This window comes from Acidobacteriota bacterium (assembly GCA_012729555.1).
In the GTDB taxonomy this organism is placed as follows: Bacteria; Acidobacteriota; UBA6911; order UBA6911; family UBA6911; genus UBA6911.
The window spans coordinates 1-23,026 of the sequence record JAAYCX010000048.1 but is presented as its reverse complement, the minus strand read 5'-3'; the positions used below and the strand labels follow the sequence as shown (position 1 = coordinate 23,026).

23 protein-coding genes are annotated in these 23,026 nt (G+C 64.9%); 12 read left to right on the top strand and 11 right to left on the bottom strand.

The window, feature by feature from the left end:
• Positions 1–58: 58 nt before the first annotated feature.
• Positions 59–859, bottom strand: coding sequence for a cytochrome c biogenesis protein CcsA (gene ccsA / locus GXY47_09790; protein NLV31435.1), 801 nt, complete (start codon positions 857–859; stop codon positions 59–61).
• A 168-nt stretch (positions 860–1,027) separates the two neighbouring features.
• Between ccsA and GXY47_09785 the strand changes: the two genes are divergently transcribed.
• The 6 genes from GXY47_09785 (at position 1,028) to GXY47_09760 (ending at position 5,203) form a co-directional block, all read left to right on the top strand.
• A complete protein-coding gene (locus tag GXY47_09785) occupies positions 1,028–1,723 on the top strand; it encodes a site-2 protease family protein (GenBank protein ID NLV31434.1) in 696 nt (231 codons plus the stop codon).
• A 91-nt stretch (positions 1,724–1,814) separates the two neighbouring features.
• Positions 1,815–2,582 carry a segregation/condensation protein A gene (locus GXY47_09780; protein NLV31433.1) on the top strand — a complete coding sequence of 256 codons (768 nt, stop codon included), beginning with the start codon at positions 1,815–1,817 and terminating at the stop codon, positions 2,580–2,582.
• 4 nt (positions 2,583–2,586) lie between these two features.
• On the top strand, positions 2,587–3,126 hold the full coding sequence (scpB, locus tag GXY47_09775; protein ID NLV31432.1) for an SMC-Scp complex subunit ScpB: 540 nt from the start codon (positions 2,587–2,589) through the stop codon (positions 3,124–3,126).
• A gap of 3 nt (positions 3,127–3,129) precedes the next feature.
• The gene (locus GXY47_09770; GenBank protein ID NLV31431.1) at positions 3,130–3,906 is read left to right on the top strand and encodes an rRNA pseudouridine synthase; all 777 of its coding nucleotides are present in this window, start codon (positions 3,130–3,132) and stop codon (positions 3,904–3,906) included.
• Positions 3,907–3,921: 15 nt separating this feature from the next.
• Complete coding sequence (locus GXY47_09765; GenBank protein NLV31430.1) at positions 3,922–4,572, top strand: riboflavin synthase; 651 nt, start codon at positions 3,922–3,924, stop codon at positions 4,570–4,572.
• A 1-nt stretch (position 4,573) separates the two neighbouring features.
• Positions 4,574–5,203, top strand: coding sequence for a hypothetical protein (locus tag GXY47_09760; GenBank protein ID NLV31429.1), 630 nt, complete (start codon positions 4,574–4,576; stop codon positions 5,201–5,203).
• Here GXY47_09760 and GXY47_09755 read toward each other — a convergent pair.
• On the bottom strand, positions 5,200–5,907 hold the full coding sequence (locus GXY47_09755) for a 1-acyl-sn-glycerol-3-phosphate acyltransferase (GenBank protein NLV31428.1): 708 nt from the start codon (positions 5,905–5,907) through the stop codon (positions 5,200–5,202). The two genes, GXY47_09760 and GXY47_09755, sit on opposite strands and share 4 nt — an antisense overlap.
• A 135-nt stretch (positions 5,908–6,042) precedes the next feature.
• Between GXY47_09755 and ribB the strand changes: the two genes are divergently transcribed.
• A complete protein-coding gene (gene ribB / locus GXY47_09750; protein ID NLV31427.1) occupies positions 6,043–7,167 on the top strand; it encodes a 3,4-dihydroxy-2-butanone-4-phosphate synthase in 1,125 nt (374 codons plus the stop codon).
• Between the two features lie 12 nt (positions 7,168–7,179).
• Here the strand turns inward: ribB and metG are convergent, their stop codons facing one another.
• From metG to GXY47_09735, 3 genes are all read right to left on the bottom strand, one after another.
• A complete protein-coding gene (metG, locus tag GXY47_09745) occupies positions 7,180–8,868 on the bottom strand; it encodes a methionine--tRNA ligase (GenBank protein NLV31426.1) in 1,689 nt (562 codons plus the stop codon).
• Positions 8,865–9,449 (bottom strand): NUDIX hydrolase, encoded by a 585-nt coding sequence (locus GXY47_09740; GenBank protein ID NLV31425.1) that lies wholly within the window; start codon positions 9,447–9,449, stop codon positions 8,865–8,867. The genes metG and GXY47_09740 overlap by 4 nt, the downstream gene beginning before the upstream one ends.
• A gap of 62 nt (positions 9,450–9,511) precedes the next feature.
• Positions 9,512–10,546, bottom strand: coding sequence for a VWA domain-containing protein (locus tag GXY47_09735; GenBank protein NLV31424.1), 1,035 nt, complete (start codon positions 10,544–10,546; stop codon positions 9,512–9,514).
• 200 nt (positions 10,547–10,746) lie between these two features.
• Between GXY47_09735 and GXY47_09730 the strand changes: the two genes are divergently transcribed.
• Together GXY47_09730 and larE are read left to right on the top strand one after the other, a co-directional pair.
• The gene (locus GXY47_09730) at positions 10,747–10,998 is read left to right on the top strand and encodes a hypothetical protein (protein NLV31423.1); all 252 of its coding nucleotides are present in this window, start codon (positions 10,747–10,749) and stop codon (positions 10,996–10,998) included.
• A gap of 96 nt (positions 10,999–11,094) precedes the next feature.
• The gene (larE, locus tag GXY47_09725; GenBank protein ID NLV31422.1) at positions 11,095–11,997 is read left to right on the top strand and encodes an ATP-dependent sacrificial sulfur transferase LarE; all 903 of its coding nucleotides are present in this window, start codon (positions 11,095–11,097) and stop codon (positions 11,995–11,997) included.
• Here the strand turns inward: larE and GXY47_09720 are convergent.
• The 5 genes from GXY47_09720 to rsmA all read right to left on the bottom strand — a co-directional run bounded on the left by GXY47_09720 (position 11,958) and on the right by rsmA (position 18,797).
• The gene (locus tag GXY47_09720) at positions 11,958–12,803 is read right to left on the bottom strand and encodes a VWA domain-containing protein (protein ID NLV31421.1); all 846 of its coding nucleotides are present in this window, start codon (positions 12,801–12,803) and stop codon (positions 11,958–11,960) included. The two genes, larE and GXY47_09720, sit on opposite strands and share 40 nt — an antisense overlap.
• A gap of 166 nt (positions 12,804–12,969) precedes the next feature.
• Positions 12,970–13,887 carry a VWA domain-containing protein gene (locus tag GXY47_09715; protein NLV31420.1) on the bottom strand — a complete coding sequence of 306 codons (918 nt, stop codon included), beginning with the start codon at positions 13,885–13,887 and terminating at the stop codon, positions 12,970–12,972.
• 85 nt (positions 13,888–13,972) lie between these two features.
• Entirely contained in the window at positions 13,973–16,210 is a 2,238-nt protein-coding gene (locus GXY47_09710) for a DNA translocase FtsK (GenBank protein NLV31419.1), read from the bottom strand.
• A gap of 17 nt (positions 16,211–16,227) precedes the next feature.
• A complete protein-coding gene (locus GXY47_09705; protein NLV31418.1) occupies positions 16,228–17,889 on the bottom strand; it encodes a ribonuclease J in 1,662 nt (553 codons plus the stop codon).
• A gap of 47 nt (positions 17,890–17,936) precedes the next feature.
• Positions 17,937–18,797 carry a ribosomal RNA small subunit methyltransferase A gene (rsmA, locus tag GXY47_09700; protein ID NLV31417.1) on the bottom strand — a complete coding sequence of 287 codons (861 nt, stop codon included), beginning with the start codon at positions 18,795–18,797 and terminating at the stop codon, positions 17,937–17,939.
• A gap of 62 nt (positions 18,798–18,859) precedes the next feature.
• Between rsmA and trxA the strand changes: the two genes are divergently transcribed.
• The 3 genes from trxA to GXY47_09685 all read left to right on the top strand — a co-directional run bounded on the left by trxA (position 18,860) and on the right by GXY47_09685 (position 21,502).
• Positions 18,860–19,192 (top strand): thioredoxin, encoded by a 333-nt coding sequence (trxA, locus tag GXY47_09695; protein ID NLV31416.1) that lies wholly within the window; start codon positions 18,860–18,862, stop codon positions 19,190–19,192.
• A gap of 132 nt (positions 19,193–19,324) precedes the next feature.
• Entirely contained in the window at positions 19,325–20,650 is a 1,326-nt protein-coding gene (locus GXY47_09690; protein ID NLV31415.1) for an adenylosuccinate synthase, read from the top strand.
• A gap of 93 nt (positions 20,651–20,743) precedes the next feature.
• On the top strand, positions 20,744–21,502 hold the full coding sequence (locus GXY47_09685) for a hypothetical protein (GenBank protein NLV31414.1): 759 nt from the start codon (positions 20,744–20,746) through the stop codon (positions 21,500–21,502).
• A gap of 286 nt (positions 21,503–21,788) precedes the next feature.
• On the opposite strand, the gene GXY47_09680 is transcribed toward GXY47_09685, so the two are convergent.
• Positions 21,789–22,268, bottom strand: coding sequence for a hypothetical protein (locus tag GXY47_09680; protein ID NLV31413.1), 480 nt, complete (start codon positions 22,266–22,268; stop codon positions 21,789–21,791).
• Positions 22,269–23,026: the final 758 nt, after the last annotated feature.

Here is a 23,026-nt window from a genome sequence, read left to right as displayed (position 1 = left end):
TTTGCACCTGTTGCGGCGGCCGCGGCTCGCGACCCCGGCGGCGGCCGGTCCGGGACGATCACAGAAAGGCATGCAGCCCCCAATTCACGCCGAAAGTGACCAGGATCGACGCGAACCCCAGGATGCTGAGGTAGGCGGCCCTTCTTGCGTGCCACCTGCCCGAAAGACGATAGTGTATCAGAAACAGGTAAATGCACCAGGTGACGAGCGAAGCGGTTTCCTTGGGGTCCCAGTTCCAGAAACGCCCCCAGGCCTGCTCGGCCCAGACGGCGCCCGATATGATTGTCAGGCTCATGGCGGCGAAGCCGATATACAGAAACCGTCCCGACATCTCGTCGCAGGGCTGGAGCGGTGGAAGGCGGAAGTAGAGAAAGCGGAAATGTTTCCCTTTAAGTTCTTTTTCCTGAATAAGATAGAAAACAGCAAAAAGGAGGGTCAGGAAAAACGCCGCGTAGGCCAGAAACGCGGTGCCGGCGTGAAAATAGACCCATCCGCTCCGGAGCACCATCGGGCTGAAATGATTCTCCTGCCAGACCACCTGGGACAGGATGGTCAGGCCGGAAACCAGCGGCAGCGTGAAGGCCCCCAGGGCGTTGATCCGGTAGCGACAGCTTGCCAGCATGAAGATGAGCGAAATGCACCAGGCGAAGAAACAGAGCGATTCCGGCAGGTTCGTGATGGGGAAGTGACGGCGCGTGAAACCGATCCAGAAGAGAAAGAGAGTGTGGCATACGAACGCGACGGCTACCATGGCGAGCGCCAGGCGCATGAAAACAGGCCGCTTCTGGTAGAACCCGAACACCGAGTGGAGCAGGCCTACGAGGTACAGGGTCGCTGCGAGGGTCAGAATCCAGATCATATCCTTTGCCTAAGAAGTTCAAATTCTAGCATTTACGACAACCCAACGGCAAGCCCCACGCGGGTCCCGGCCATGGGAGGAGGGGAGGGAGGTTAAGGTAGGGGCGCCGCGACGCGTATGATATATTGACAGGCTGTTGGGTTTTGGATCCTGGGGGCGGGAGCTGAGGTGAATTTTCTGGCCGATCTGAATGCCGGCGTCATCGCCATACAAATTGCCGTTTTGCTCTTTTCGCTCGGCCTGCACGAAGCCGCGCACGCATGGATGGCCTCGCGCTGGGGGGACGATACCGCCCGCAGCCTGGGACGGGTGACGCTCAACCCCCGGGCCCACGTCGACCCGGTCGGGACGCTGCTCTTTCCGATCCTGATGCTGGCGGCCCATCTCCCCGTCATCGGCTGGGCCCGGCCGGTCCCCTTCGACCCGTCCCGGCTCAGGGACGCGGGACGCGCCCAGCTCTTCATCTCCCTGGCGGGACCGGCTTCGAACCTGGCCGCCGCGGCCGCCGCCTTCGCGCTTCTGGCGGTCCTCAAGCTGGCGATGGCCGGTTCGCGGGGGCCGATCTTCTTTCTGGCCGCCACCATGCGTCTTCCAGGTGAACAGACGATCCTGGCCGCGGTGGTGGGGATCCTGTTCTACCTCGTGGTCATCAACCTGGCGCTGGCGATCTTCAACCTGATCCCCATCCCCCCCCTGGACGGGCACTGGATTCTCTACGCGATCCTGCCGGCCGGGGCGGCCGGGGCGATCAGGCGCTTCGGCTCCTATGGGTTTCTCCTCCTGTATTTGATGATGTTTATGGGCATGTTTCGGTTTATCTTTATTCCCATCGACTGGATGCGACGGCTGCTGCTGACGATATAGGCGGCTGGTCCGATCAGGCGGTCAGCCTGACCAGGCGGTTCTTTTGATTGGGCGGTTTGTCCGCGGCCCGGAGGGGCCGGATCGGGATTTTATGGAAAGCGGTGAAGATCTGAACCTGGATTCCGGGCCCGGGGCCGAAGGGGGCGGCATCACCATCCGCCTGGATGCCTTCGAAGGTCCGCTCGATCTCCTCCTCCACCTCATCAAAAGGGAGGAGATCGACATTTGGAACATCCCGATCGCCCACATCACCGAGCAGTACCTGCAGTACCTGGAGATCATGAAGGAGCTCAACATCAACCTCGCGGGGGAGTGGCTGGTGATGGCGTCGACCCTGATCTTCATCAAATCGCGGATGCTGCTCCCACCCGACCCGGTCCGGGAGAGCGCGGCGGAGGATGCGGACGACCCGAGGACCGAACTGGTCTACCAGCTGCTCGAGCACCAGAAGTTCAAAAACGCCGCCGAGATGCTCTATACGCGGGAGGAGGTGGAGAACGCCGTCTGGAACCGCCCCCCCGACGAGGTGCTCGAGGACGGCGACGACGTCATCGCGGTGACTCTGTTCGACCTGCTGCACGCGTTCCAGGAGGTGGTCCGCCGCTTCGAGTCGCAGCGCGTCCTGGAGGTGGCCCAGGAGGAAGTGACGATCGAGCAGAAGATCGAGGAGATCCGCAGAAGCTTCCTGGTCCACGACACCCTCGCGTTCTCCTCCTTTTTCACCGCGGCGAGCTCCAAGCGCCTCCTCATCGTGACGTTCCTCGCACTGCTCGAACTGGTACGCCTGCGCGAAATCTGGCTGCACCAGCAGAAAGCGTTCGAGGAGATCCAGATCTCCAAATTGAAGGAAAGTGCCTGATCCCATGGAAAGCAACGAAATGCAGGCCGTGATGGAAGCCATCATCTACGTGGCCGAGGAGCCGGTGAAGGCGGAGCAGTTCCGGGAGATTTTCCCGGAAGAGGCCCCGGAGGCGGTAAGGCAGGCGCTGGCGGCCATGGTCGAAAGTTTCAACGCGCGGCCGGGGGGGATGTGCATCCGGGAAGTGGCCGGCGGCTACCGCATGACCACGCGCCCGGAGCATCACGAACAGATCCGCGCCTACCTGAAGACCCGCCCGGGGGCGAAGCTGTCGATGGCGGCCCTGGAGACCCTGGCGGTGATCGCCTACAAGCAGCCGGTCACGCTGGCGGAGATCCTTGCCATCCGGGGGAAGAAATCGACCACCGCCCTCCAGACGCTGCTTGAAAGAAAACTGGTATGCATCCTGGGGAGGAAGGAAGTCGTGGGGCGGCCGATCCTTTATGGAACCTCCAGGGAGTTTCTCATCCATTTCGGTCTCAACAGCCTCGCCGACCTCCCCACCCTCGAGGAGTTTGCCCAGATGGCGGGAGACCAGCTTTAGGCCATGGAACGACTTCAGAAGCTGATCGCCGAGGCCGGGCTGGCATCGCGGCGCCAGGCCGAGGAGTGGATCCTCCAGGGACGGGTGAGCGTCAACGGACGCACCGTCACCGAACTCGGGGAAAAGGCCGACCCGGAGCGCGATCACGTCAAGGTCGACGGCCGCCTGATCCGCCCTCCGGAGCAGAAGGTCTATATCCTGCTGAACAAGCCGAGGCAGGTGGTTTCCACCGCCGACGATCCGGAGGGTCGGGTCAAGGTGACCGACCTGGTGAGGGCCGGGCGCAGGGTTTTTCCGGTCGGGCGCCTCGACTACAACACCGAGGGGCTGATCCTGCTGACCAACGACGGGGAGTTCTCCCGCATCGTCGCCTCCGCCGGGGGTCCGCTCCAGAAGGTCTACCACGCCAAGGTGCGCGGAACGCCCCCGCCCGAGACGATCGCGCGGCTGCGCCGCGGCGTCCGGATCCCGGGCGGGGTCCGGCTGGCCCCGTGCAGGATCGCTTTGCTCAAGGCCGGATCCAACAGCTGGTACGAGGTCACCCTGAACGAAGGGAGGAACCGCCAGGTCCGGGACATGTTCGGGCTCGTGGGCCATCCGGTGCTGAAGCTCCGGAGGGTCCGGATAGGGTTTTTGACCGACCGGGGGCTCGCACCGGGGCAGCACCGGCGGCTGACTCCCGACGAGGTCGAGCGGATCTTTGCGGCCGCCCGCCGCCGGCGGGGGGCCGGGGCGGAGGGCGGGAGTTTGAATCGCGGCGGAGGTTCGGATAACCTGTAGGAAAAGGGAGGGGCGGTGTTCACAGGGATCATTGAAGAGGTGGGCAGCATCCGGGAGCTGAGGATCGGGTCGGAAGGGGCCGAGATGACGGTCGCGTGTCCCCGGCTCGCCCCGGCCGTCCGGATCGGCGATTCGGTCGCGGTCAACGGGGTCTGCCTCACGGCGACCGGGGTCGCGACCGACCGCTTTACGTGCGACATCTCGGCGGAAACGCTCCGGCGCACCGCGCTGGGGAAGGCGCGCGCGGGATCGAGGGTCAATCTCGAGCGGGCGCTCGAGGCCGGGGGGCGGCTGGGCGGACATTTCGTGCAGGGACATGTCGATGACGTCGGCCGGTTCCTGGCCCGTACCCCGTCCGGACAGGGATTCGAAATCTCCTTCGGCTACCCCGGCGATCTCGCCCGCTACCTGGTCTACAAGGGATCGATCGCCGTCGACGGGATCAGCCTGACCCTGTCCGGGCTGCGCCAGGGGGATTTCACGGTTTCGGTCATCCCCCACACCCTCAAGGAAACCACCCTGGCCGCCCTCGGCCCGGGGGATCCGGTCAACCTCGAGGTCGACATCCTGGGGAAATATTTCGAACGCTACTTCCAGCTGGGGCTGTTCGGGAACGCGGGCGGCGCCCGGATCACGGCCGACTATCTCAAGGACCAGGGATTCTGATATGACACTGTCGATCCGCATCTGCATCGCCTGCGCGGCGATTTCGGTCCTGGCCGCGGCGGGGGAGGACGCCCCGCTCAGACTCGGCCGGGATTCCGTGCTGGTCTGGAAGACGCAGTCGCCGCACCAGGAGACGACGTTCGTGGCCCGCATCGCGCGCTTCGGGCCCGACCGGTTCCTGGAGTGGGAGGACGGGAGGTCCCAGGGAACCGTTTTCATACCCGAAAAGGAGGTGCTCGAGGCCAGGGGTTTTGAAACCTCCTCCCTTTTCAAGGCCGGGATGGACAGGAGGGCGCACAACTCGACGACCCTGTGGCTGAGCCGGAAGATTTTCCGGGAGTTGAAGGAGGAGAAGGCGGCGAGGTGCGTTCTCGACGGGGTCTCCACCCGTTTCCGCGTCGCCGGCGAAGCGGAGACGGAGGTGGAAGTGAACGGCGCCCCGGTCCGGATGCGGGTCGTGAAGGTCCTGGACGGACGCGGGGGGGAGCGGTGGTTCCTCGACGACGAGGACAACCCGCTGCTCCTGCGTTATAGCCTGCGCAGCTACGAGCAGCAGCTCACGGGGGTCACGACCGACCGGCAGAACACGCTCCGGTGGATCAAGGGGAAGAAGCTGAGTGAAGGCCCCTAACCGTCCGCCGGGAGCGCCGAGGCGATCGCCCGGCGGGTTTCGGCGATGAGGTCGTCCCGGTCCTCCAGGCCCAGGCGGCCGGTTTCGATCGGGCCGTGGAGGATGACGCGGACCTCGCCCGGGCGCACGGCGTAACGCCCCGGGGGGAGGACGGCCGAACTCCCGAGGATCGTGACGGGGACCACGGGGGCCCCGGCCTTGATCGCCATGAGGAACACCCCCTTCTTGAACGGGCCGAGGCGGCCGTCTCGGCTGCGGGTCCCCTCGGGGAAGGCCACGAAATGCTTGCCGGCGGCCAGGCGCCGCGCCCCTTCGTCGATTCCGGCGTGCGCCTGTTTCGGATTCAGGCGTTCGATGGGGACGAAGCCCGCGCGCTCGAGGACCAGGGAAAGCACGGGCAGGCGCATCATCTCCTTCTTGACGAGGGCCGCCCAGTTGTGCGGCAGGGCGTGGAGCAGCACCGGGCCGTCGATGTTCCCCTGGTGATTGGAGAGAAAGACGCAGGTCCGCCCCGGTGGGATCTTGTCCTTCCCCTCGACCCTGACCCTGATACCGCAGATCCATCCACCGGTGCGGATGCAGGCGCGCGCGAGGGTGTAGAGCAGCGAATCGCGGCGGGCCAGGAGGGTCCAGGCGATGGCCGGAGGCGCGAGAACCAGGATGAAGAGCCCGGTAAAGAGGTAGAGCAGCGTCGCACGAATCATTCGCGATGTCCCGGGAGCTGGCGTTTCCGTTCCAAAAGGGGACTGGAGTGGGCAAAAGCGGGGGAACCCGCACTTTTATATGACTCCGGCCCGGACAACGGATACAATAACATTTTTTCAGCGCAGAGGTGAATTTTGGGATTCAGCAGGGTCGAAGAGGCGATAGAGGAGATCCGGGACGGGCGCATGGTCGTCATCGTCGACGATGAGGACCGCGAGAACGAGGGCGATCTGACGATCGCGGCCGCCAAGGTGACCCCGGAGGCGATCAATTTCATGGCGAAATACGGACGCGGACTGATCTGCCTGGCCATGACGGGGGAGAGGCTGGACCAGCTGCGCATTCCCATGATGGTGGGGGAAAACACCAGCCGCTTCGGGACGGCCTTCACCGTCTCCATCGAAGCCCGGCACGGCGTCACCACCGGGATATCGGCCGCGGACCGCGCCCGGACCATTCTCACGGCCGTCGATCCGGCGAGCGGGCCGGGGGACCTGGCCCGCCCGGGGCACGTCTTCCCGCTCAGGGCGCGGCCGGGGGGGGTGCTGATGCGCGCGGGGCAGACGGAAGCGTCGGTGGACCTGGCCCGCATGGCCGGTCTCTGCCCGGCGGCGGTGATCTGCGAGATCATGAGCGAAGACGGGACCATGGCCCGCGTTCCCGAACTCGGGGAGTTCGTCGAGCGCCACGGCATCCGGATGGTCACCGTCGCCGACATCATCGCCTACCGGCTCAAGACGGAGACCTTCGTGAAGGCCGTCACCGAGGCGGAGTTTCCCACCGAATTCGGGGATTTCAGGATCGTCGTTTTCGAAAACCTGCTGGACGAGGACCACCACGTCGCGCTCATCAAGGGGGAGATCCACCCGGAGACTCCGCTGATGGTGCGCGTGCATTCGCAATCGACCGTGGCCGACGTTTTCGGGTCGCTGCGCAGCGGGGCGCCGGGCGAGCTGCGGGACGCGCTGCGGATCATCAACGAATGCGGCAACGGGATCCTCGTGTACCTCCGCCAGGAGGACAAGGGGGAAACCCTGGTGGAAGAGATCCGGTCCTACGCGCGGGAAAACGGGGCGCCCAAGGCGGCGCCCCTCCCGGCGAAGACGCAGTCCAGCAGCGACCTGCGGATCTACGGAATCGGGGCCCAGATCCTGCGGGAGCTGGGCGCGGGCCGGATACGCCTGCTCACGAACCATCCGAAGAAGATCGTCGGCCTCCATGGATACGGCCTGACCGTGGTGGAGCAGATCCGGCTGTAGGGAGGCGCGGGGTCATTTTCCCAGTTTGGCCATCTGCGCCTCTATGACGGGATCCTCGATCTTGTGGAAGAGGATCTCGCGCGTTCCGAGCGGGTGGCCGTCGGCGAGCCGGAGCCCGGCGACCGCCTCCCAGCGCGCTCCCTCGAGGGTTGCGGGGCGGCCCAGCATGAGCCGGAGTTTTTCGGCGGAATGGGGCATGAAGGGCTCCATGAGAAACGACAGCGCCAGCTGCAGCTGCAGGGTCGTGTTCAATATGGATGCGCAGCGATCCCGGTCCTTCTTGAGCTCGCTCCAGGGCGCCGCGTCGTTGAAGTACTTGTTTCCCAAGCGCGCCAGGTCCATGAGCTCGGTGACGGCGCGCCGGACCTGGAATTCCTCCAGGGAGGCGCCGATCGAAGCGGCGGAGCGCCCGACGGAGTCGAGGAGCGCCCGGTCGGCGGGCTGGAGCGTCCCGGCCGGGGGAACCCGGCCGTCGAAGTGCTTCTCTACGAAGGTCAGGCAGCGGTTGACCAGGTTTCCCAACACGTCGGCCAGGTCGCCGTTGTTGCGAGCCTGGAAATCCTTCCAGGTGAAATCGGCGTCCTTGTTTTCGGGGGCGTTGGCCTCGAAGTAGTAGCGCAGGGGGTCCGGGGGAAAGACCTCCAGGTAATCGTCCACCCAGACGGCCCAATTGCGGCTGGTCGAGATCTTCCGCCCTTCGATGTTCAGAAACTCGTTGGCCGGGATCTGGGCGGGGAGGACGTATTCCCCGTGGGCCATCAGCGCCGCGGGCCAGACGATGGCGTGGAACACGATGTTGTCCTTGCCGATGAAGTGCACCAGGCGCGTCCGGGGGTCGAGCCAGTAATCGCGCCAGCGGTCGGGCCGCCCCTGCTTTTCGGCCCACTCCACCGAGGAAGAGATGTAACCGATGGGGGCGTCGAACCAGACGTACAGCACCTTGCCCTCGGCCCCCGGCAGCGGGACCGGAACCCCCCAGTCGATGTCGCGCGTGATGGGCCGGTCGGTCAGGCCCTCCTTGAACCACCCGGAACAGAACTCCCGCACGTTGCTCTTCCATTCGGGCTTGGACGCCTGCCACCGCTCGAGGCTCTCCTGGAGGCGGGAGAGGGCGAAATACCAGTGCCGGGTGGAGCGCAGCTCCGGGGCCGCGGCGCACACCTTGCACTTCGGGGCGATCAGCTGTTCCGGCTCCAGCCAGCGTCCGCACGCCTCGCACTGGTCCCCGCGGGCCCCGGACGCGTGGCAGTGGGGGCATTCTCCCTCGATGTAACGATCGGGGAGAAAGCGGCGGCAGGGTTCGCAGTAGAACTGCCGCACGGTCTCCTCGCGGATGTACCCCTTGCGGTGCAGGGTCAGGAAGAACTCCTGGGAAATCCTGTGATGCAGGGGGAGCGAGGTCCTGGAGTAGTTGTCGAAGAGGATGCCCATGCGCCGGAAGCTGTCCGCCATGATGGCGTGGTAGCGGTCGACGACCTCCTGCGGGGTCACCTTTTCCCGGTCCGCCCGGATGGTGATGGGAACCCCGTGCTCGTCCGAGCCGCAGATGAACAGCACGTCCATCCCCTTCAGGCGCTGGTAGCGCACGTAGACATCGGCCGGGATGTAGGCGCCGGCGAGATGCCCCAGGTGCAGGGGGCCGTTGGCGTAGGGGAGGGCAGCGGTGACTAGTATCTTTTCTCCGGTAGCGTCCACACTCATTCCTTTCCGACAGAGATTTTCCGGGCGCCCGGCGGGGGCGCCTCGGGGTGCACGTAATCCGCGAGGGCGTCGCGCGTGGAGGGGAAGGCCAGCTCCCCCCAGGGAATGTCGCCCGGGTCGAAGCGGCGGACCTCCCGGCTCTCGGGGGTCGGGGAAGCGGTTCCCCCGACGACGGTGGCCCGGTACACGACCATGACGACATCGGCCCCCGCGTACGAATAGACGCCGAGGAGCGCGTCCAGGCGGATGTCCAGCCGGGTTTCCTCGTAGGCCTCGCGCACCGCCGCCTCGGGGACCGTTTCCCCGAGGTCCACGTACCCGCCGGGAAAGGTCCAGAGCCCGCGGGACGGCTCGATGTCCCGGCGCACAAGCCAGATTCCCGGGCCCTGGCGCGGCACGGCCGCCGCTACCACCTTGGGGTTCAGGTAGAAGACGAAGCCGCACGCGGGGCATACCTTCCTCAGGCGCTGCTCCGCGTGCACGCGACGGCTTTCGAGCCCGCTGCCGCAGCGGGGGCAGTGCCTGACCCATTCCGATCCGTGGGGATGCTGGAGCTGCCGGTGATCCGTCCCGTCCGCCATAGGCTTGGTTCCGAAGCAGTATCATAGCAGCCGGGACCGGCCCGGGCCAGAGGAATGGCCCCCTACATCTCTTTGGCCGTGTATCCCTTGCGCGTGTGGACCTTGAGCTTCACCGGCTTTCCCTTGGCATCCTTCAAATCCGCCTGGACCTCCACCTGGATTTTGCGGAATTTGCCGTCCTTCTTCGTGTTGGAGGACGCGTAGGCGATGCTGTACTGGCTCCGGAGCAGAAGAGATATGTTGTTGAAGATGGCGGGGAGTTCGGTGTTGAAGCGCGGGAAGTAGGACTGCCCCCCCGTCAGGTCCGCGAACGACCTCAGGCGGTTGTCCCCCATGAGGTAATCCAGGTTCGCGGATTGGCTGATCCATCCGCGGGCGTCCGCATAGGCCCGGTACCACTGCCCGAGCCCGATCGCGTAGATGGAGGCGTTGGCCTGCCGGCATTTCTTCAGGGCGTCGTCGTAGGTGTGGCGGCTGAAGGTGTCGAGCCCGGTGCTGACCAGAACGACGGCCACCTTCCCCTCGATCTCCTCCGTGCGGTCCAGGACCTCGATGACGGCATCGGAAAGGTTGCTCTCGTCCCAGGTGGTGTAGTTGAACTGCCGGAGGGCGTCGTGGATCTTCTGCCGGTCCTGGGTGAAATCGCTGACGATGGTCGTATGCATGTCGTATCCCATGACGGCGACCCAGTCCCCGGGTCGCAGGCTGCGGGCGAAATAGTCCATGGCGTCCCAGACCTCGTCGATGAAGTTGTTCACCTTCTTGCTGTATTCCACCAGCAGAACCACCGTGAGGTTGGCGTCCACCGCCGAGAAATGGAGGATCTCCTGCTTGACCTTGTCCTCGTAAATGTTGAAGTTTTCCGGTTTCAGGCCCGTGAGGACGTTCCCCTTGTTGTCGGTCACGAGCACCTGCAGCGTCACCAGGTCCACGGCCACCGATATGGACGTCTTCCCGCGCGGTCTCTCTTCTTCCGCCGCGGCGGGGGCGCCTTCGGCGGGGGCGCCTGCGGCGGGAGCGCCGGGGGAGTGACCCAGAATGTACAGGACCAGGGCCAGAGCCAGGGATCCCTTGATTGCGCCCGTTCGGTATGTCATCGCCCACCCCGCGGATCGGAAAGTTTCGGGAAACATTCTTGACGCTTCACCCGCTGAAATGGTAGCACAATGAGGATTCCGGGCAAGCGCGCCCGAGACAAATTGAATTGACCTTGAAATAGGGCGGTGCTAATAATTCCCGGGGTGACGCCGTCAGGCGTCACCCCGGTCTCCCGGAATGCTTGGACTGGAGGTACACTGTGAGCTACTGTCCGGAATGCGATGCCGTTATCGAAGAGGACATCGAAGAAGTGGGCGAGATCATCACCTGCCCCGAATGCGGGGTGGAGCTCGAGGTGATTTCGCTCGATCCCCTGGAATTCGATCTCGCCCCCGCGGACGACGAGGACGATTTCGATTTTGACGACGACGACGAGGACGACGACTGGGACGACGACGAGGAGTATGACGACGACGACGACGACGACGACGACGACGAGGACGATTTCTAGCCCCGCTCTCTTTCCGCTCGAGCGGAAGCCCCGCCGCCACGCAGGCGCGCCGTGCCTGCACCGGTGCGCGGGGGTTTTTTTTCACCGGCGGGAACCATGACCGATCCAAGGGAAAAGGAAAGGAAGCTCGACGAACTTCTCGCCCGCATCGCGCGCGCCGTGGTGGCCTACAGCGGGGGGGTCGACAGCGCCTATCTCGCCTTCAGGGCGCACCGGGTCCTGGGTGAACGGGCTCTGGCCGTCACGGCCGAGAGCGCCTCCCTTTCCAGCCACCAGCGGGAGCTGGCGGACGGTTTTGCTCGCCGCTACGGGCTCCATCGCCGGATCGTCCATTCGCGGGAAATGACGCTGCCCGAATTCTGCGCCAACAGCTCCAGCCGCTGCTTTCATTGCAAGGACGCACTGTTCGCCCAGCTGGAAGAGGTCGCGCGGGAGTTCGGGGCCGTGGTGCTCGACGGCCAGAACACCGACGACCTTGCCGATTACCGCCCGGGCAGGAGCGCGGCGGAGAAGCACCGGGTGCGCAGCCCGCTCGTGGAAGCGGGGCTCGCCAAGAGCGAGATCCGCGCCCTGTCGCGGCTGCACGGCCTGCCTACGGCCGATGAACCGGCCTCCGCCTGCCTGGCTTCCCGCATCCCCTACGGCGTGCCGATTACGGAGGAGGCCCTCCGGATCGTGGACCGGGGGGAGGAGGCGCTCCGGGGGATGGGTTTCGGGATCTTCCGCGTCCGGCACCACGAACACCTGGTGCGGCTGGAATTCGGGCCGGAGGACCTGGCGAAGGCGCTGGATCCGGCCATGGCTGCGCGGCTCGCCTCGGCTTTCAAGGGCCTCGGCTACAAGTACGTGACGCTGGATCTCGAGGGGTACCGCACCGGGAGCGGCAACGAGGTGCTCGGCGCGGAGGAGAAGGACCGGTTCCGGTCGTATCCGGCCGGGACGGGCACGAAAGAAGGGGCTCAGTCGTCCGCCGCCACGGACGCGCCCGAGGGGGCGTAGTAACCCCTGCGGTGGCGGACGCGCAGGTCGCGGTCCCCGGTTCCGGTCAGCTGGATCCTCACGCGGCGGAAGGAGCCGTCCCGCGCGCTGTTCGAAGAGATGTAGCCGATGCTGTACTGAGTCCTCAATTCCCGGGCTATTTCCGCGACGATGGCGTGGATTTCCGAAATCCGCTGCGGGAAATAGGCCTTTCCGCCGGTTTCCTCCGTGATCCGGGTCATGGCGTCCATGACCCTTTTCGCCCCGATGTTGGACCAGCGGCCGAACAGGCTCCGGGTCGGGACCTCCTCGATGAAGCCCACGCAGAATACCTGGACGTCCGCCTCCTGCACCTTGGCCACGAGCTCCTCGAGCTTGTAATAGCTGTCCTTGTCCTCGCCGTCGGTGATGACGACCACCGCCTTTTTTCCCCGGCTTCCCGACTGCGCCTTCTGCACCCCGAGGTAGATGGCGTCGTACAGGACCGTGCCCCCCGCGACGACGGTGTTTTCGAGCGAATCCCGGACCTCGTCGATGTCGCTGGTGAAATCCTGCAGCAGTTCCACCTCGTCGCTGAACCCGATCACGAACACCTGGTCTTCGGCGTGGCTCGCCTCGATGAAGGCCAGGGCCGCGCCGTTGACCTGTTCTATTTCCTGCCGCATGCTGCCGCTCACATCGAGCAGAATGCCGATGCTGAGGGGAACGTCCTCCTGGGCGAAGGCGGCGATTTCCTGGGCCTTCCCGTCCTCGTGGATCCTGAAGTTGGCCGGCTCGAGCCCGGTGACAAAATGCCCCTCCTTGTCATAGACGGAGGTGTGCATCACGACCAGATCGACGCTGACTCCAAGTTTGAACGGGGACCCGGAAGGCTCCTGCTTGGTGATTTCAGGTGTTACCTGAGCATATATAGTGCAAAAGCAGATAAAAAAAGCACAAAGTATGGCTGCTGCGACCCGGGGCAAAATCAGGAAACGGGTCCGCGGCGACGGTTCAGTTCTTCGGAGCATAATATCCTTCCCTGGCGTGCACGGCCAGTTTCGGGAGGCCCTGGGGGGTGTCGAGCTTGACGGTGATGCGGCGCCATTTCCCGTCGTGGGCCCTGTTGGTGGGGGAATATCCGATCAGGTACTGGTTGCGCAGTTCGGCATGGATGAGGTCGATGTAGTAGTCGAGTTCATTGAAACTGGTGGGGAAAAACGCCCGGCCGCCCGTGAGACTTACGATGTTCCGGATTTCGGAGTAACCGTAGCCCAATTTCCCCTGTTCCCCGATGCCGTAGATCTGCACGTCCGACTCCTTGGCGAATTCGCGTACCTCGCCCGGGGAGTAGCGGCTGCTGTTGTCCTCGCCGTCCGTGATGACGATCAGCGCCTTCTTTTCGTTCCTGCCCCGCCGCACCTGGTCGAGCCCCATATACACGGCGTCGTAAAGCGCGGTGCTCCCCCCCGGCTTCTGCAGCGCCACGATGTTCTGGATCGTGCCGCCGTCCTCGGTGAAAGGCTGGGCCAGGTTGGTCCGGTCGTTGAAGGTGACCAGGAAGCATTCGTCCTCGGGGTTTTCCGACTGCAGGAAGCGGGTGATGGCGCTCTTGGCCTTGCGGATGTTGTTGTTGTCCTTCATGCTGGCGCTGATATCGAAAATGAGGCCCACGCTCACGGGCGCCGGCTCCTGGCTGAAATAGGAGATTTCCTGTTCGATCTTGTCCTCGTAGACGCGGAAATGGTCCATTTCGAGGCCGGTGACGTAGCGGTTCATGGGGTCGGTGACGGCGACCTTGATAAAGACCGTTTCCACCCCTACCTTGAATGTGGGCGGTCGGCTCCTCCGGCGGTCCTGGGTGTCTCCGAGGGCCAGGACCGATGGCAGGAGGAGAACCAGCCCGAGGGACATTGCCTTGAGTGCGTTCATGGCCAGCCTCAATGCGCCGTGCGGCGGGCGCTTCTTGACTCCAGTGTAGCAGAAGGCCGGGTCAAGTCAAGAAGGGGCGGGGGGCCTACGGTTCTTCCAGCCTGTCCAGAAAATCCAGTCCCACAAGGACTTCCCGGGGTTTGGATCCCTCGGCCGGCCCCACCAGACCGTTGTGGAACATCATGTCCACCAGCTTGGCCGCACGGCCGTACCCGATGCTGAGCCTTCGCTGCAGGAGCGAGGTGGAGGCGCGTCCCTCGCTGACGACCACGCGGACGGCGCTGGTGTACAGGGGATCCTGCGTCGATCCGTCGACCGGGTTTCCGGCCTCGTCCAGTTCCTGCTGCCCGTAGGTCAGGATGGAATCGTCGTAGGAGGGGACTCCCTGGCGGCGCAGGTGCTCCACGATGGCCTGCGCCTCCTTCTCGCTGACGTAGGCGCCGTGAATGCGGGTGAGGCGCGAGGTTCCCGGGGGGATGAAGAGCATGTCGCCGTTCCCCAGGAGCTGCTCGGCCCCGTTGCCGTCGATGATGGTGCGGCTGTCGACCTTGGAGGCGACCTTGAAGGCGATGCGGGAGGGGAAGTTGGCCTTGATGATGCCCGTGATGACGTCGACCGAGGGGCGCTGGGTGGCCAGGATGAGGTGAATCCCCACCGCGCGGGCCATGGCGGCCAGCCTGGAGATCGATTCCTCGACCTCCCGGCCGGAGACCATCATCAGGTCGGCCAGCTCGTCGATGACGAGCACGATATAGGAAAGGGGTTTTTCCAGCTCCCCCTCCGGGGGGGCGTCATCCAGCAGGGGCAGCTGGGCTCCGGCGGAGCGGATATAGGTGTTGTACTGGTCGATGTTGCGCACCCCCCGGCGCGCCAGCTTCTTGTAGCGGATTTCCATTTCGTTGGTCGCCCACCGGAGGGCGTTGGCGGCCTCGGCGGGATCGGTCACGATGGGGGTGAGCAGGTGCGGGATGTCGGCGTACAGGCCGAGTTCCAGGCGCTTCGGGTCGATGAAGATGAAGCGCACCTCCTCGGGGGCGGCCTTGTACAGGATGGAGGTGATCATGCAGTTGAGGGCCACGCTCTTTCCCGCCCCCGTGGCCCCGGCGATCAGCAGGTGGGGCATTTTCGCCAGGTCGGCCATGTAGGGGACCCCGTTGATGAGCTTGCCGAGCGCCAGGGTCAGCCTCGAGGGGGATTTGCGGAAGGCGTCGGAGTCGATCAGTTCCCGCAGCACGATGATTTCGCGGTGGACGTTCGGGACCTCGATTCCCACGGTGGCCTTGCCCGGGATACGGTCGATCCGCATCGACTCCGCCTTGATCCCCAGGCAGAGGTCGTCCACCAGGCCGGTGATGCGCGAATACTTGATCCCGGCGTCGGGCTTGAACTCGAACGTCGTCACCACGGGACCGGGGTGGATCTGCGTGATCTGGCCGTTGACGTCGAACTCCGCGCATTTGGCCGCGATCAGCCGGGCGCGTTCCATCAGCTCCGCCTCGTCGACCGGGAAGGGGTTTTCGCCCGCGGCGAGCAGGTCCACGGGAGGGAGGGCGAATTTGCGTGCCCGGGAGCGGTCGGCGTGCGCCGCCGGCGCCTCCTTCGGCTCTTCGCCGGCGGGGGCGGGGCGCGGGGCTACCCGCGGCGGCGCGCTCGCGACGGGCGCCTTTACCGGTTCCGGCCGGGGGGTGAGCGCGGGCGCTTGGGCCGGGGGCTTGATGTTCACCACGGCCCGCACCGGCCGGCGGTTCTCCCGCCACCGCCGCCACCGCCCGACGAGGTCGAGCCGGGGGAGGCGTATTCTCAGCCCGAAACGGGAGAAACTCCCGGCCAGGGTGAGGGGGGTGGCGGCGAGAATGCCGAGAACGAGCGCCCCGGCGAGGACGATGAAGGTGCCGGTCTGGTTCAGGTTCGGCAGCAGCAGGCGGAGGGCCAGCACCCCGAGCAGTCCGCCCGGATGGAAATCGAGGCTCCCTTCGGGGAGGGGAAGAAGCTGGAGCAGCGCGGCGCTGCCGGAGATCAGCAGGAAGAAACCGAGCGCCCTGAGATAGGGCTCCGCGAGCGGCCGGCCGAAAACGAACTTCCAGCTCAGCACCGAGAGCGGGACCAGGAGCAGGAAGGAGGCGAACCCGAAAACCTGGTAGAGGATGTCGCTGACCAGGGCTCCGAGCCGGCCGGCCTTGTTTTCGATGGAGCCATCCGTGGTCAGGGTGTTCAGGCTGGCGTCGCCGGGGTCGTGGGTCAGGAGGCAGAGGAGAAGCAGGACCGCCAGAATCAGCAGCGTCACCCCGATGAATTCGTGTCTTTTCTTGGTTTCACCCGGCATAGGAGGATCCTGGTCGGTTAGACTTCGATAATGACGGGTACGATCATGGGCCGCGTTCCCGTCCGTTTGCGAAAGTATCTTTTCAGCGCGACCCGCACCACCTCGGTGAGGACCCCGGAGTCGCGGCGCTCCTCTTCGCTGCACTCCTCGAGCGCCAGGAAGGCGGCCTGGCGGGCCTCGGCCAGGAAGGCGGCCCCCTCCGCCTCCTGGATGTGGCCCCGGCTGATCAGTTCGGACACCCTCTCGACGGCGCCGGTCCCCTTGTTGACGGCGACGACGGCCAGGACCACCCCCTCCTCCGACAGGTGCTGCCGGTCGCCGATCACGACCTCGTCCAGTTCCGCCACGCCGCCGGAATCGATCAGGCGGCGTCCGACCGGCGCCTTGCCCGCGACGCGGATGCCGGAGGGGGTCAGCTCGATGATGTCGCCCGATTCGGCCAGGAGGATGTTTTCCGCGTCGATCCCGGTTTCACGCGCCAGGAGGGTGTGGGCGAAAAGCTGCCGGTATTCCCCGTGGACGGGGACGAAGAACCTGGGGCGGGCGAGGTTGAGCATGATTTTCAGCTCCTCGGCGCTGGCGTGCCCGGAGACGTGCGTCGTCCAGTGCCCCTCGTCGAAGACGCGCGCTCCCCGGCGGCAGAAATGGTTGACGAGGCGGGAGATCCTTCCCTCGTGCCCGGGGATCACGCGCGCGCTGAGGATGACGGCGTCCCCCGGCGTGACGGAGATATCCTTCTGCTTGTCGAAGGCGAGGCGGGTCAGCGCGGCCAGGGGCTCCCCCTGGCTCCCCGTGCAGAGCACGAGCAGCTCCTCGTCCGGGATCGTCTTCGCCGCGCCCGGTTCCAGCAGGAGGTCCGGGGGGACGGTGAGATAACCCAGCTCCGAGGCGATCCGGATGTTGTCCTTCATGCTGCGGCCGAGCACCGCGACCCGGCGGCCGAAGGCCCGGGCAAGGTCCAGGACGATCTGGATCCGGTGGATGCTCGAAGCGAAGCAGGCGACGACGATCTTGCGCCGGCAGAGGTGGAAGATCCCTTCCAGGCCGCTCCGGACGTTGATTTCCGGGGGGGTGAAACCGCGCCGCTCGCTGTTGGTGCTGTCGCTGAGCAGGGCCAGCACCCCCTCCTCCCCGAGCTGCGCGATGCGGGCGTAGTCGGTGACGGAGCGGTTGAGGGGGGCGGAATCGAGCTTGAAATCGCCCGTGTGGATGACGGTGCCCGCCGGGGTGGTGATCGCCAGCCCGATGCTGTCGGCGAGGCTGTGGGTCATGGCGAGGATTTCGACCCGGATCCGCCCGAAATCCAGGAGGTCGCGCGCCCGGACGGGCCTGAGATCGCTGTGTTCGAGAAGGCCGCTCTCCCTGAGCCGGCCGCGCAGGAGGCCCAGGGTCAGCCGGGTTCCGTACACCGGGATCGAAAAGTCTTCGAGCAGGTAGGGGAGGGCCCCGATGTGGTCCTCGTGACCGTGGGTCAGCACGATCCCGCGCACCCGGTCGCGGTGCTCGAACAGGTAGGCGAAATCGGGGATCACCCGGTCGACGCCCAGCAGGTCTTCACGCGGGAACATGAGGCCGGCGTCCACGACCAGGATATCCTCCCCGTAGCGGACCGCCATCATGTTCATCCCGAATTCCCCCAGGCCGCCCAGGGGAACGAGTTCCATTTTGTCTTCGCTCACGATGTCTTTCCAGGTAAGGGCGCAGTATAGCCCAGACGTGCCTTTTGTTAAACACCCGGATCGGCGGCGTAAGGCACGAAATGATCATGGAACGCCGAGGCCAGCCGCACGTACTCCTCCACCGAAAGGTCTTCGGCCCGGCGCCTGCCGTCGATCCCGGCCGCTTCCAGCAGCGCCGGGGCGATTTTTCCCAGCTCCGGGTGGAGCGAGAGGGAATTGCCGAGGGTCTTGCGGCGATGGGCGAAGGCCCCCTTGCAGAGGAGGTCGAAATGGGCCTCCCAGCCTGGCCCGCGGCGCCCGGCGCGGGGGGTCAGGGCGATCATGGCCGAGGACACCGCGGGGCGCGGGACGAAGCAGGAGGGGGAAACCCGGAAGCCCATGCGCACCTCGGCCTGGTACTGGCAGCGCACGGACAGGTACCCGTAGAGCCTGGAGCCCGGCGGGGCGGCGATCCGCTGGGCCACCTCGAGCTGCAGCATGAAAAACATGTCCGCCGCCTCGAGGCGGGCGTCGAAGAGCCTCCCGATCGTGGCGGTGGCGATATTGTAGGGAAGATTGCCGGCCACCCGCAGTCTCTGTCCGGGACCGGGCGCGGGGAGGAGGCCGAAATCGAACTTCAGGATATCGGCCCCGATCACGGAGGCACCCGGGAAGGGTGCCAGCGCGTCCTCGAGCAGCGGGAGGCAGTCCCGGTCCAGTTCCACGGCCCAGAGTCGCTCCGCGTATCCGGCCAGCAGGCGGGAGAGCGCTCCGGTGCCCGCGCCGATTTCGAGAAACAGGTCCCCGGGGGCGGGTGCGATCCAGCGGACAATGCGGTCCAGAACCCCCGTATCTCGTAGAAAATGCTGGCCAAATCGTTTCTTGGCCTCGGGAGCATTGGGCTTGACAAGGCGTGTGTACGCTTCCATAATGAGCTTCTATTTTAGCGGGGTGGAGCGTCACCTTCAAATTTTGTTAGGAGAATTTCGAGATGAGCGAAAAAGTTGGCGAAGTCGGGGATCAGAATTTTGAATCCGAGGTCCTGAATTCTCCTGTGCCGGTGCTGGTGGATTTCTGGGCGGCCTGGTGCGCCCCCTGCCGGATGCTGGCCCCCGTGGTCGACTCCATCGCCGAAAAATACGAGGGTCGCGCGAAGGTACTGAAGTTGAATGTCGATGAAAACACCCTGACCTCAGGCAAATACAATATCAAGGGGATTCCCACCCTGCTGCTGTTCAAGGACGGCATGGTCAAGGAACAGATCGTGGGGAACACCACCCAGGGCGCCATCTCCAAAATGATCGACAACCATCTCAACGGGTAGGGAGCGCCGCCCTCCCCGTAAGCCAGCCGCCTTCCGCATCCGCGGCGGGGCCGCCTGCGAAGCGGCTGCCCGCACTCACGCGGCGGACCGCGGCCGATCTTTTCCATTCGCGCTAGCCGGGTGTCATTTTTCATGGCCAACATAATCGTCATCGGGGCCCAGTGGGGGGATGAGGGCAAGGGCAAGATCGTGGACCTGTTCACCCCCTTTTTCGACATAGTCGCGCGCTACCAGGGGGGGCACAACGCCGGTCATACGGTCATTGCCGGCGGCAGGAAGTATGTCCTTCACCTGATTCCGTCCGGAATCCTGCACCCCGGAAAGCTGTGTGTCATCGGCAACGGCGTGGTCATCGACCCGGAAGCCCTCAAGCGGGAGATCGGGGAACTGGCGGAGGGGGGGATCAGCTGCCGGGACCGGCTCTTCATCAGCGACCGGGCCCACATCATCCTGGACTACCACCGGCTGGCGGAGCAGGGGGACGAGGAGCGCCGGGGGGCCGAGCGGATCGGAACCACCAACCGGGGGATCGGCCCGGCCTACGAGGACAAGATGGCGCGCCGGGGCCTGCGCGTATGCGACCTGGGGAATCCGCGGACGGTGCGCTCCCGCGTGGAGGAAAGCGCCCGGGTCAAGCACTCGCTCCTCCCGGAAGCGGCCGGCGGGATCCGGGTGGAGGACATCTGCGCCCGCGCCGCGCGGCTGGGACGGGAACTGCAGGAATACTTCTGCGATACCGCCGAAATCCTGAACCGCGCCATCGACGAGGGGAAAAGCGTGCTGTTCGAGGGGGCGCAGGGCACCCTGCTCGACGTGGACCATGGGACCTATCCCTTCGTGACGGCGTCGAGCGCCACCGCGGGGGGTGCTTCGACCGGGACCGGCGTCGGACCCACCCGTATCGACGGCGTGGTCGGGATATCCAAGGCGTATACCACCCGGGTCGGGGAGGGTCCTTTCCCGACCGAACTGCAGGGCGGCATCGGGGAGCATATCCGGGAGCGCGGGCAGGAATTCGGGGCCTCCACCGGAAGGCCGCGCCGGTGCGGGTGGTTCGACGCCGTCGTCGTCCGATACGCGCGGCTGATCAACGGGCTCGGCTCCCTGGTGATCACCAAGATGGACGTTCTCGACGACCTCGACGAAATCAGGATCTGCACCGGGTACCGGTACAAGGGGGAGCGTCTCCGTTCCTTCCCGCCCGAGGTGGCGGTGCTGGAGCGGTGTGAACCGGAATATCTCAGCGTCAAGGGATGGCGCGCGCCGACGGCCGGAATCCGGGATTACGGGGAGCTGCCGCCCCTGGCGCGGGATTACGTCAGGCGGCTGTCGGACCTGGTCGAGACGGAGATCAGCGTGGTCTCGACCGGCCCGGACCGTGCGGAAACGGTTATCGTCTCCCCCGACTCGCGCCTGGAGTCGTGGCTCCCGCTCCACCGCGCCGGCGCCTCCGATTGACGCACTGGACCCCGAAAGCCCCGCCCCCTGCCGGGAATCCTTTGATAAATCGGCCGGGATAGGGTATCTAATTCCATACGGGGGACCTTGACTATGCGGCTCGACATCCTTTTGGCGCTGGCAATGCTCACGGGAGTTTCCCCCGCCCCTTCCCAGCAGGCGGCCCGGGACTACGACAAGAGCCACTCCATCCCCCCGTTCGGTCAGATCTTCATCAGCAACACTTCGGGGACCATCAAGGTCTCGGCCTGCGAGGGGAAGGAGGTCCACGTGGCGGCGACCATCAACGGCCCCGACCGCGAATTCCTCCGGATCCAGGACAACAGCACCCCCGGGCGTGTCGAGATTTTTCCCCGCTACCTCCAGTTCGGGAAGGGGAACGCCAGCGTCGATTTCGATGTCCGCGTCCCGCGCGGGATCGACTATCACCTGAACGTCTGGTCCTTCAGCGGCAGGGTGGAGATGGACGGCGCCAGGGGCCGCATCGTGGCCAGGAGCAACAGCGGCGACGTCTCGATGAAGAAGGTCCGGGGGTTCGCGATGGCCTCGTCGGTGAGCGGGAGCGTGAGCGGGGAACTCGAGCGGACGCGGGAAACCAACAACGTCCTGTATACCTCCATCAGCGGCAACATCGCGGTGGAGGCGCCGGCCGACGTCGACGCGACGATCGACATGTCCAGCCACAGCGGGGGGATCCAGACCGATTTTCCCGTCGAGGTCAAGGACATGCGTTACGGCCCGGGCAAACTGGCGAAACTGAAGCTCGGGTCGGGAAGACAGATCGTCTCCATGCGCTCGACCTACGGCCGTGTCAGCCTGACGCGGCAGAAGCCCGCGCCCGCGCCGAAATAATCAAATCACCCTTTGAATCGGGCGCGGGTGCGTGCTACTCTTCCCCCCGTTGCGGCGACGCCGGCCGCGCCGCACCCGACGCCGCACGCAACCCGACACGGGGGCCGTTAGCTCAGTCGGCAGAGCATCTGCCTTTTAAGCTCCCCGGACGCTATTTCGTAAACCCCTCAAAACACAACGATACCCGCTATCCATGCGGGTTTTCGTGTTTATGGGCCTTCCTTTATTTTAGGCTGCTTTCGGCTATTTTAGGCTACTTCCTAACCCTATTTCACTACGATTTTCACTACAGTTTTCGGCGGGCCTTTTTCTGCTTCGATTTCGCGGCCCGATTCTCCCGGGCCTTTTCGGCGAAGTATTCATTCCCCTTCTCGGACGCCCAAACGGCGAAGCGGCACCGGGGGGTGCAATGGACTTGGTCCGTCCGGCGCTTCAAGTAGACGCCACCGCAGGCGGGGCAGACGCCCACGAACCCTTCGGCGTCCGGGGTGATCGCCAGCAGGTTAAGGTACCCCACGGCGGCCTCGGCCACCCTGCGCGGGAGGGAGGTCTCCGGGTCCAGGTACAAGCGCCCCTTGACATCATGGAGCCCGATCTCCACTGGCGCATTCAACATCTTTTCGATTGCCAGTAGATCCTCCTTCGATGGGGAGCCGGGGCCAAGGGCCGATTGCAGCACGCGGATGACCGGCTGCACGGGATTCCCCGCAAGGGAATTGTCGCCCTTCGCGCCGTAGACCTTCGCCACCTTCGCCATGGGGATCACGCCCTTCCCCTGGAACCATCCCGGGCTTCTCAGGTTCGCCAACTCAATAAACAGCCGTTGTGCGGCCCGCCGGATCTCTGCGCTTGCGTCCCGTTTTCGTCCCATGATCCCACCCCTTTCAATTAAACGTTTTTCCCTTAAAGCCGACCCTTAAAAGTTTCAACGGATAATAAACCAAAAGCGTTTGCATTGTCAAGAAGAAAACCGTATAAACAAGATAGCAACCGAAGGCAACCGGGGCGGCCTGAATGACCCCGAGAAAGGCGGAAGCTATGGGACACAAGGTATTGACGCCGGGGTGGGAGATCGAGCTTGACGCCGAGTGTATGCGCGAACTCCGGGAGGCGCACTTGCTCAACGGCAGCAGGAACAGGATTCTGCCGGGAGTCTATCAGGCCGTCGCCATGGGGCTCTTGAGCGACCGCACTATTCACATGCTCGGCGGGGTAGGAGTGGGGAGCGACCCCCGAGCCCTGACGGGTCCGGAAGTTTGCGTCTGCGGTTGCCGTGAATGTCGGCGGTGAATTGAAGCAGCGGGAGATTGCGGAGGAAACGGGGATTGCTCAGCCCAATGTTGCGCGGATGATGGCGCGGATTATCCGAAAAATCAAGGAAGCTCCGGGTACCACCGTGGGGGAACCTAAAGAACGGCAATAAAACGGGTTGTCCGGCCGGGTGGTACATCGACCGTCCATATACTAGAGAGAACAGGGTTAAAAAAGGGAAAAACCGGAAGGCAACCCAAGGGACGGGAAATT

Coding starts and splice junctions, on each gene's coding strand:
- ccsA (NLV31435.1), bottom strand. CDS start 859: ATGATCTGGATTCTGACCCTCGCAGCGACCCTGTACCTCGTAGGCCTG.
- GXY47_09780 (NLV31433.1), top strand. CDS start 1,815: ATGGAAAGCGGTGAAGATCTGAACCTGGATTCCGGGCCCGGGGCCGAA.
- scpB (NLV31432.1), top strand. CDS start 2,587: ATGGAAAGCAACGAAATGCAGGCCGTGATGGAAGCCATCATCTACGTG.
- GXY47_09770 (NLV31431.1), top strand. CDS start 3,130: ATGGAACGACTTCAGAAGCTGATCGCCGAGGCCGGGCTGGCATCGCGG.
- GXY47_09760 (NLV31429.1), top strand. CDS start 4,574: ATGACACTGTCGATCCGCATCTGCATCGCCTGCGCGGCGATTTCGGTC.
- GXY47_09755 (NLV31428.1), bottom strand. CDS start 5,907: ATGATTCGTGCGACGCTGCTCTACCTCTTTACCGGGCTCTTCATCCTG.
- metG (NLV31426.1), bottom strand. CDS start 8,868: ATGAGTGTGGACGCTACCGGAGAAAAGATACTAGTCACCGCTGCCCTC.
- GXY47_09740 (NLV31425.1), bottom strand. CDS start 9,449: ATGGCGGACGGGACGGATCACCGGCAGCTCCAGCATCCCCACGGATCG.
- GXY47_09735 (NLV31424.1), bottom strand. CDS start 10,546: ATGACATACCGAACGGGCGCAATCAAGGGATCCCTGGCTCTGGCCCTG.
- larE (NLV31422.1), top strand. CDS start 11,095: ATGACCGATCCAAGGGAAAAGGAAAGGAAGCTCGACGAACTTCTCGCC.
- GXY47_09715 (NLV31420.1), bottom strand. CDS start 13,887: ATGAACGCACTCAAGGCAATGTCCCTCGGGCTGGTTCTCCTCCTGCCA.
- GXY47_09710 (NLV31419.1), bottom strand. CDS start 16,210: ATGCCGGGTGAAACCAAGAAAAGACACGAATTCATCGGGGTGACGCTG.
- rsmA (NLV31417.1), bottom strand. CDS start 18,797: ATGGAAGCGTACACACGCCTTGTCAAGCCCAATGCTCCCGAGGCCAAG.
- trxA (NLV31416.1), top strand. CDS start 18,860: ATGAGCGAAAAAGTTGGCGAAGTCGGGGATCAGAATTTTGAATCCGAG.
- GXY47_09690 (NLV31415.1), top strand. CDS start 19,325: ATGGCCAACATAATCGTCATCGGGGCCCAGTGGGGGGATGAGGGCAAG.
- GXY47_09685 (NLV31414.1), top strand. CDS start 20,744: ATGCGGCTCGACATCCTTTTGGCGCTGGCAATGCTCACGGGAGTTTCC.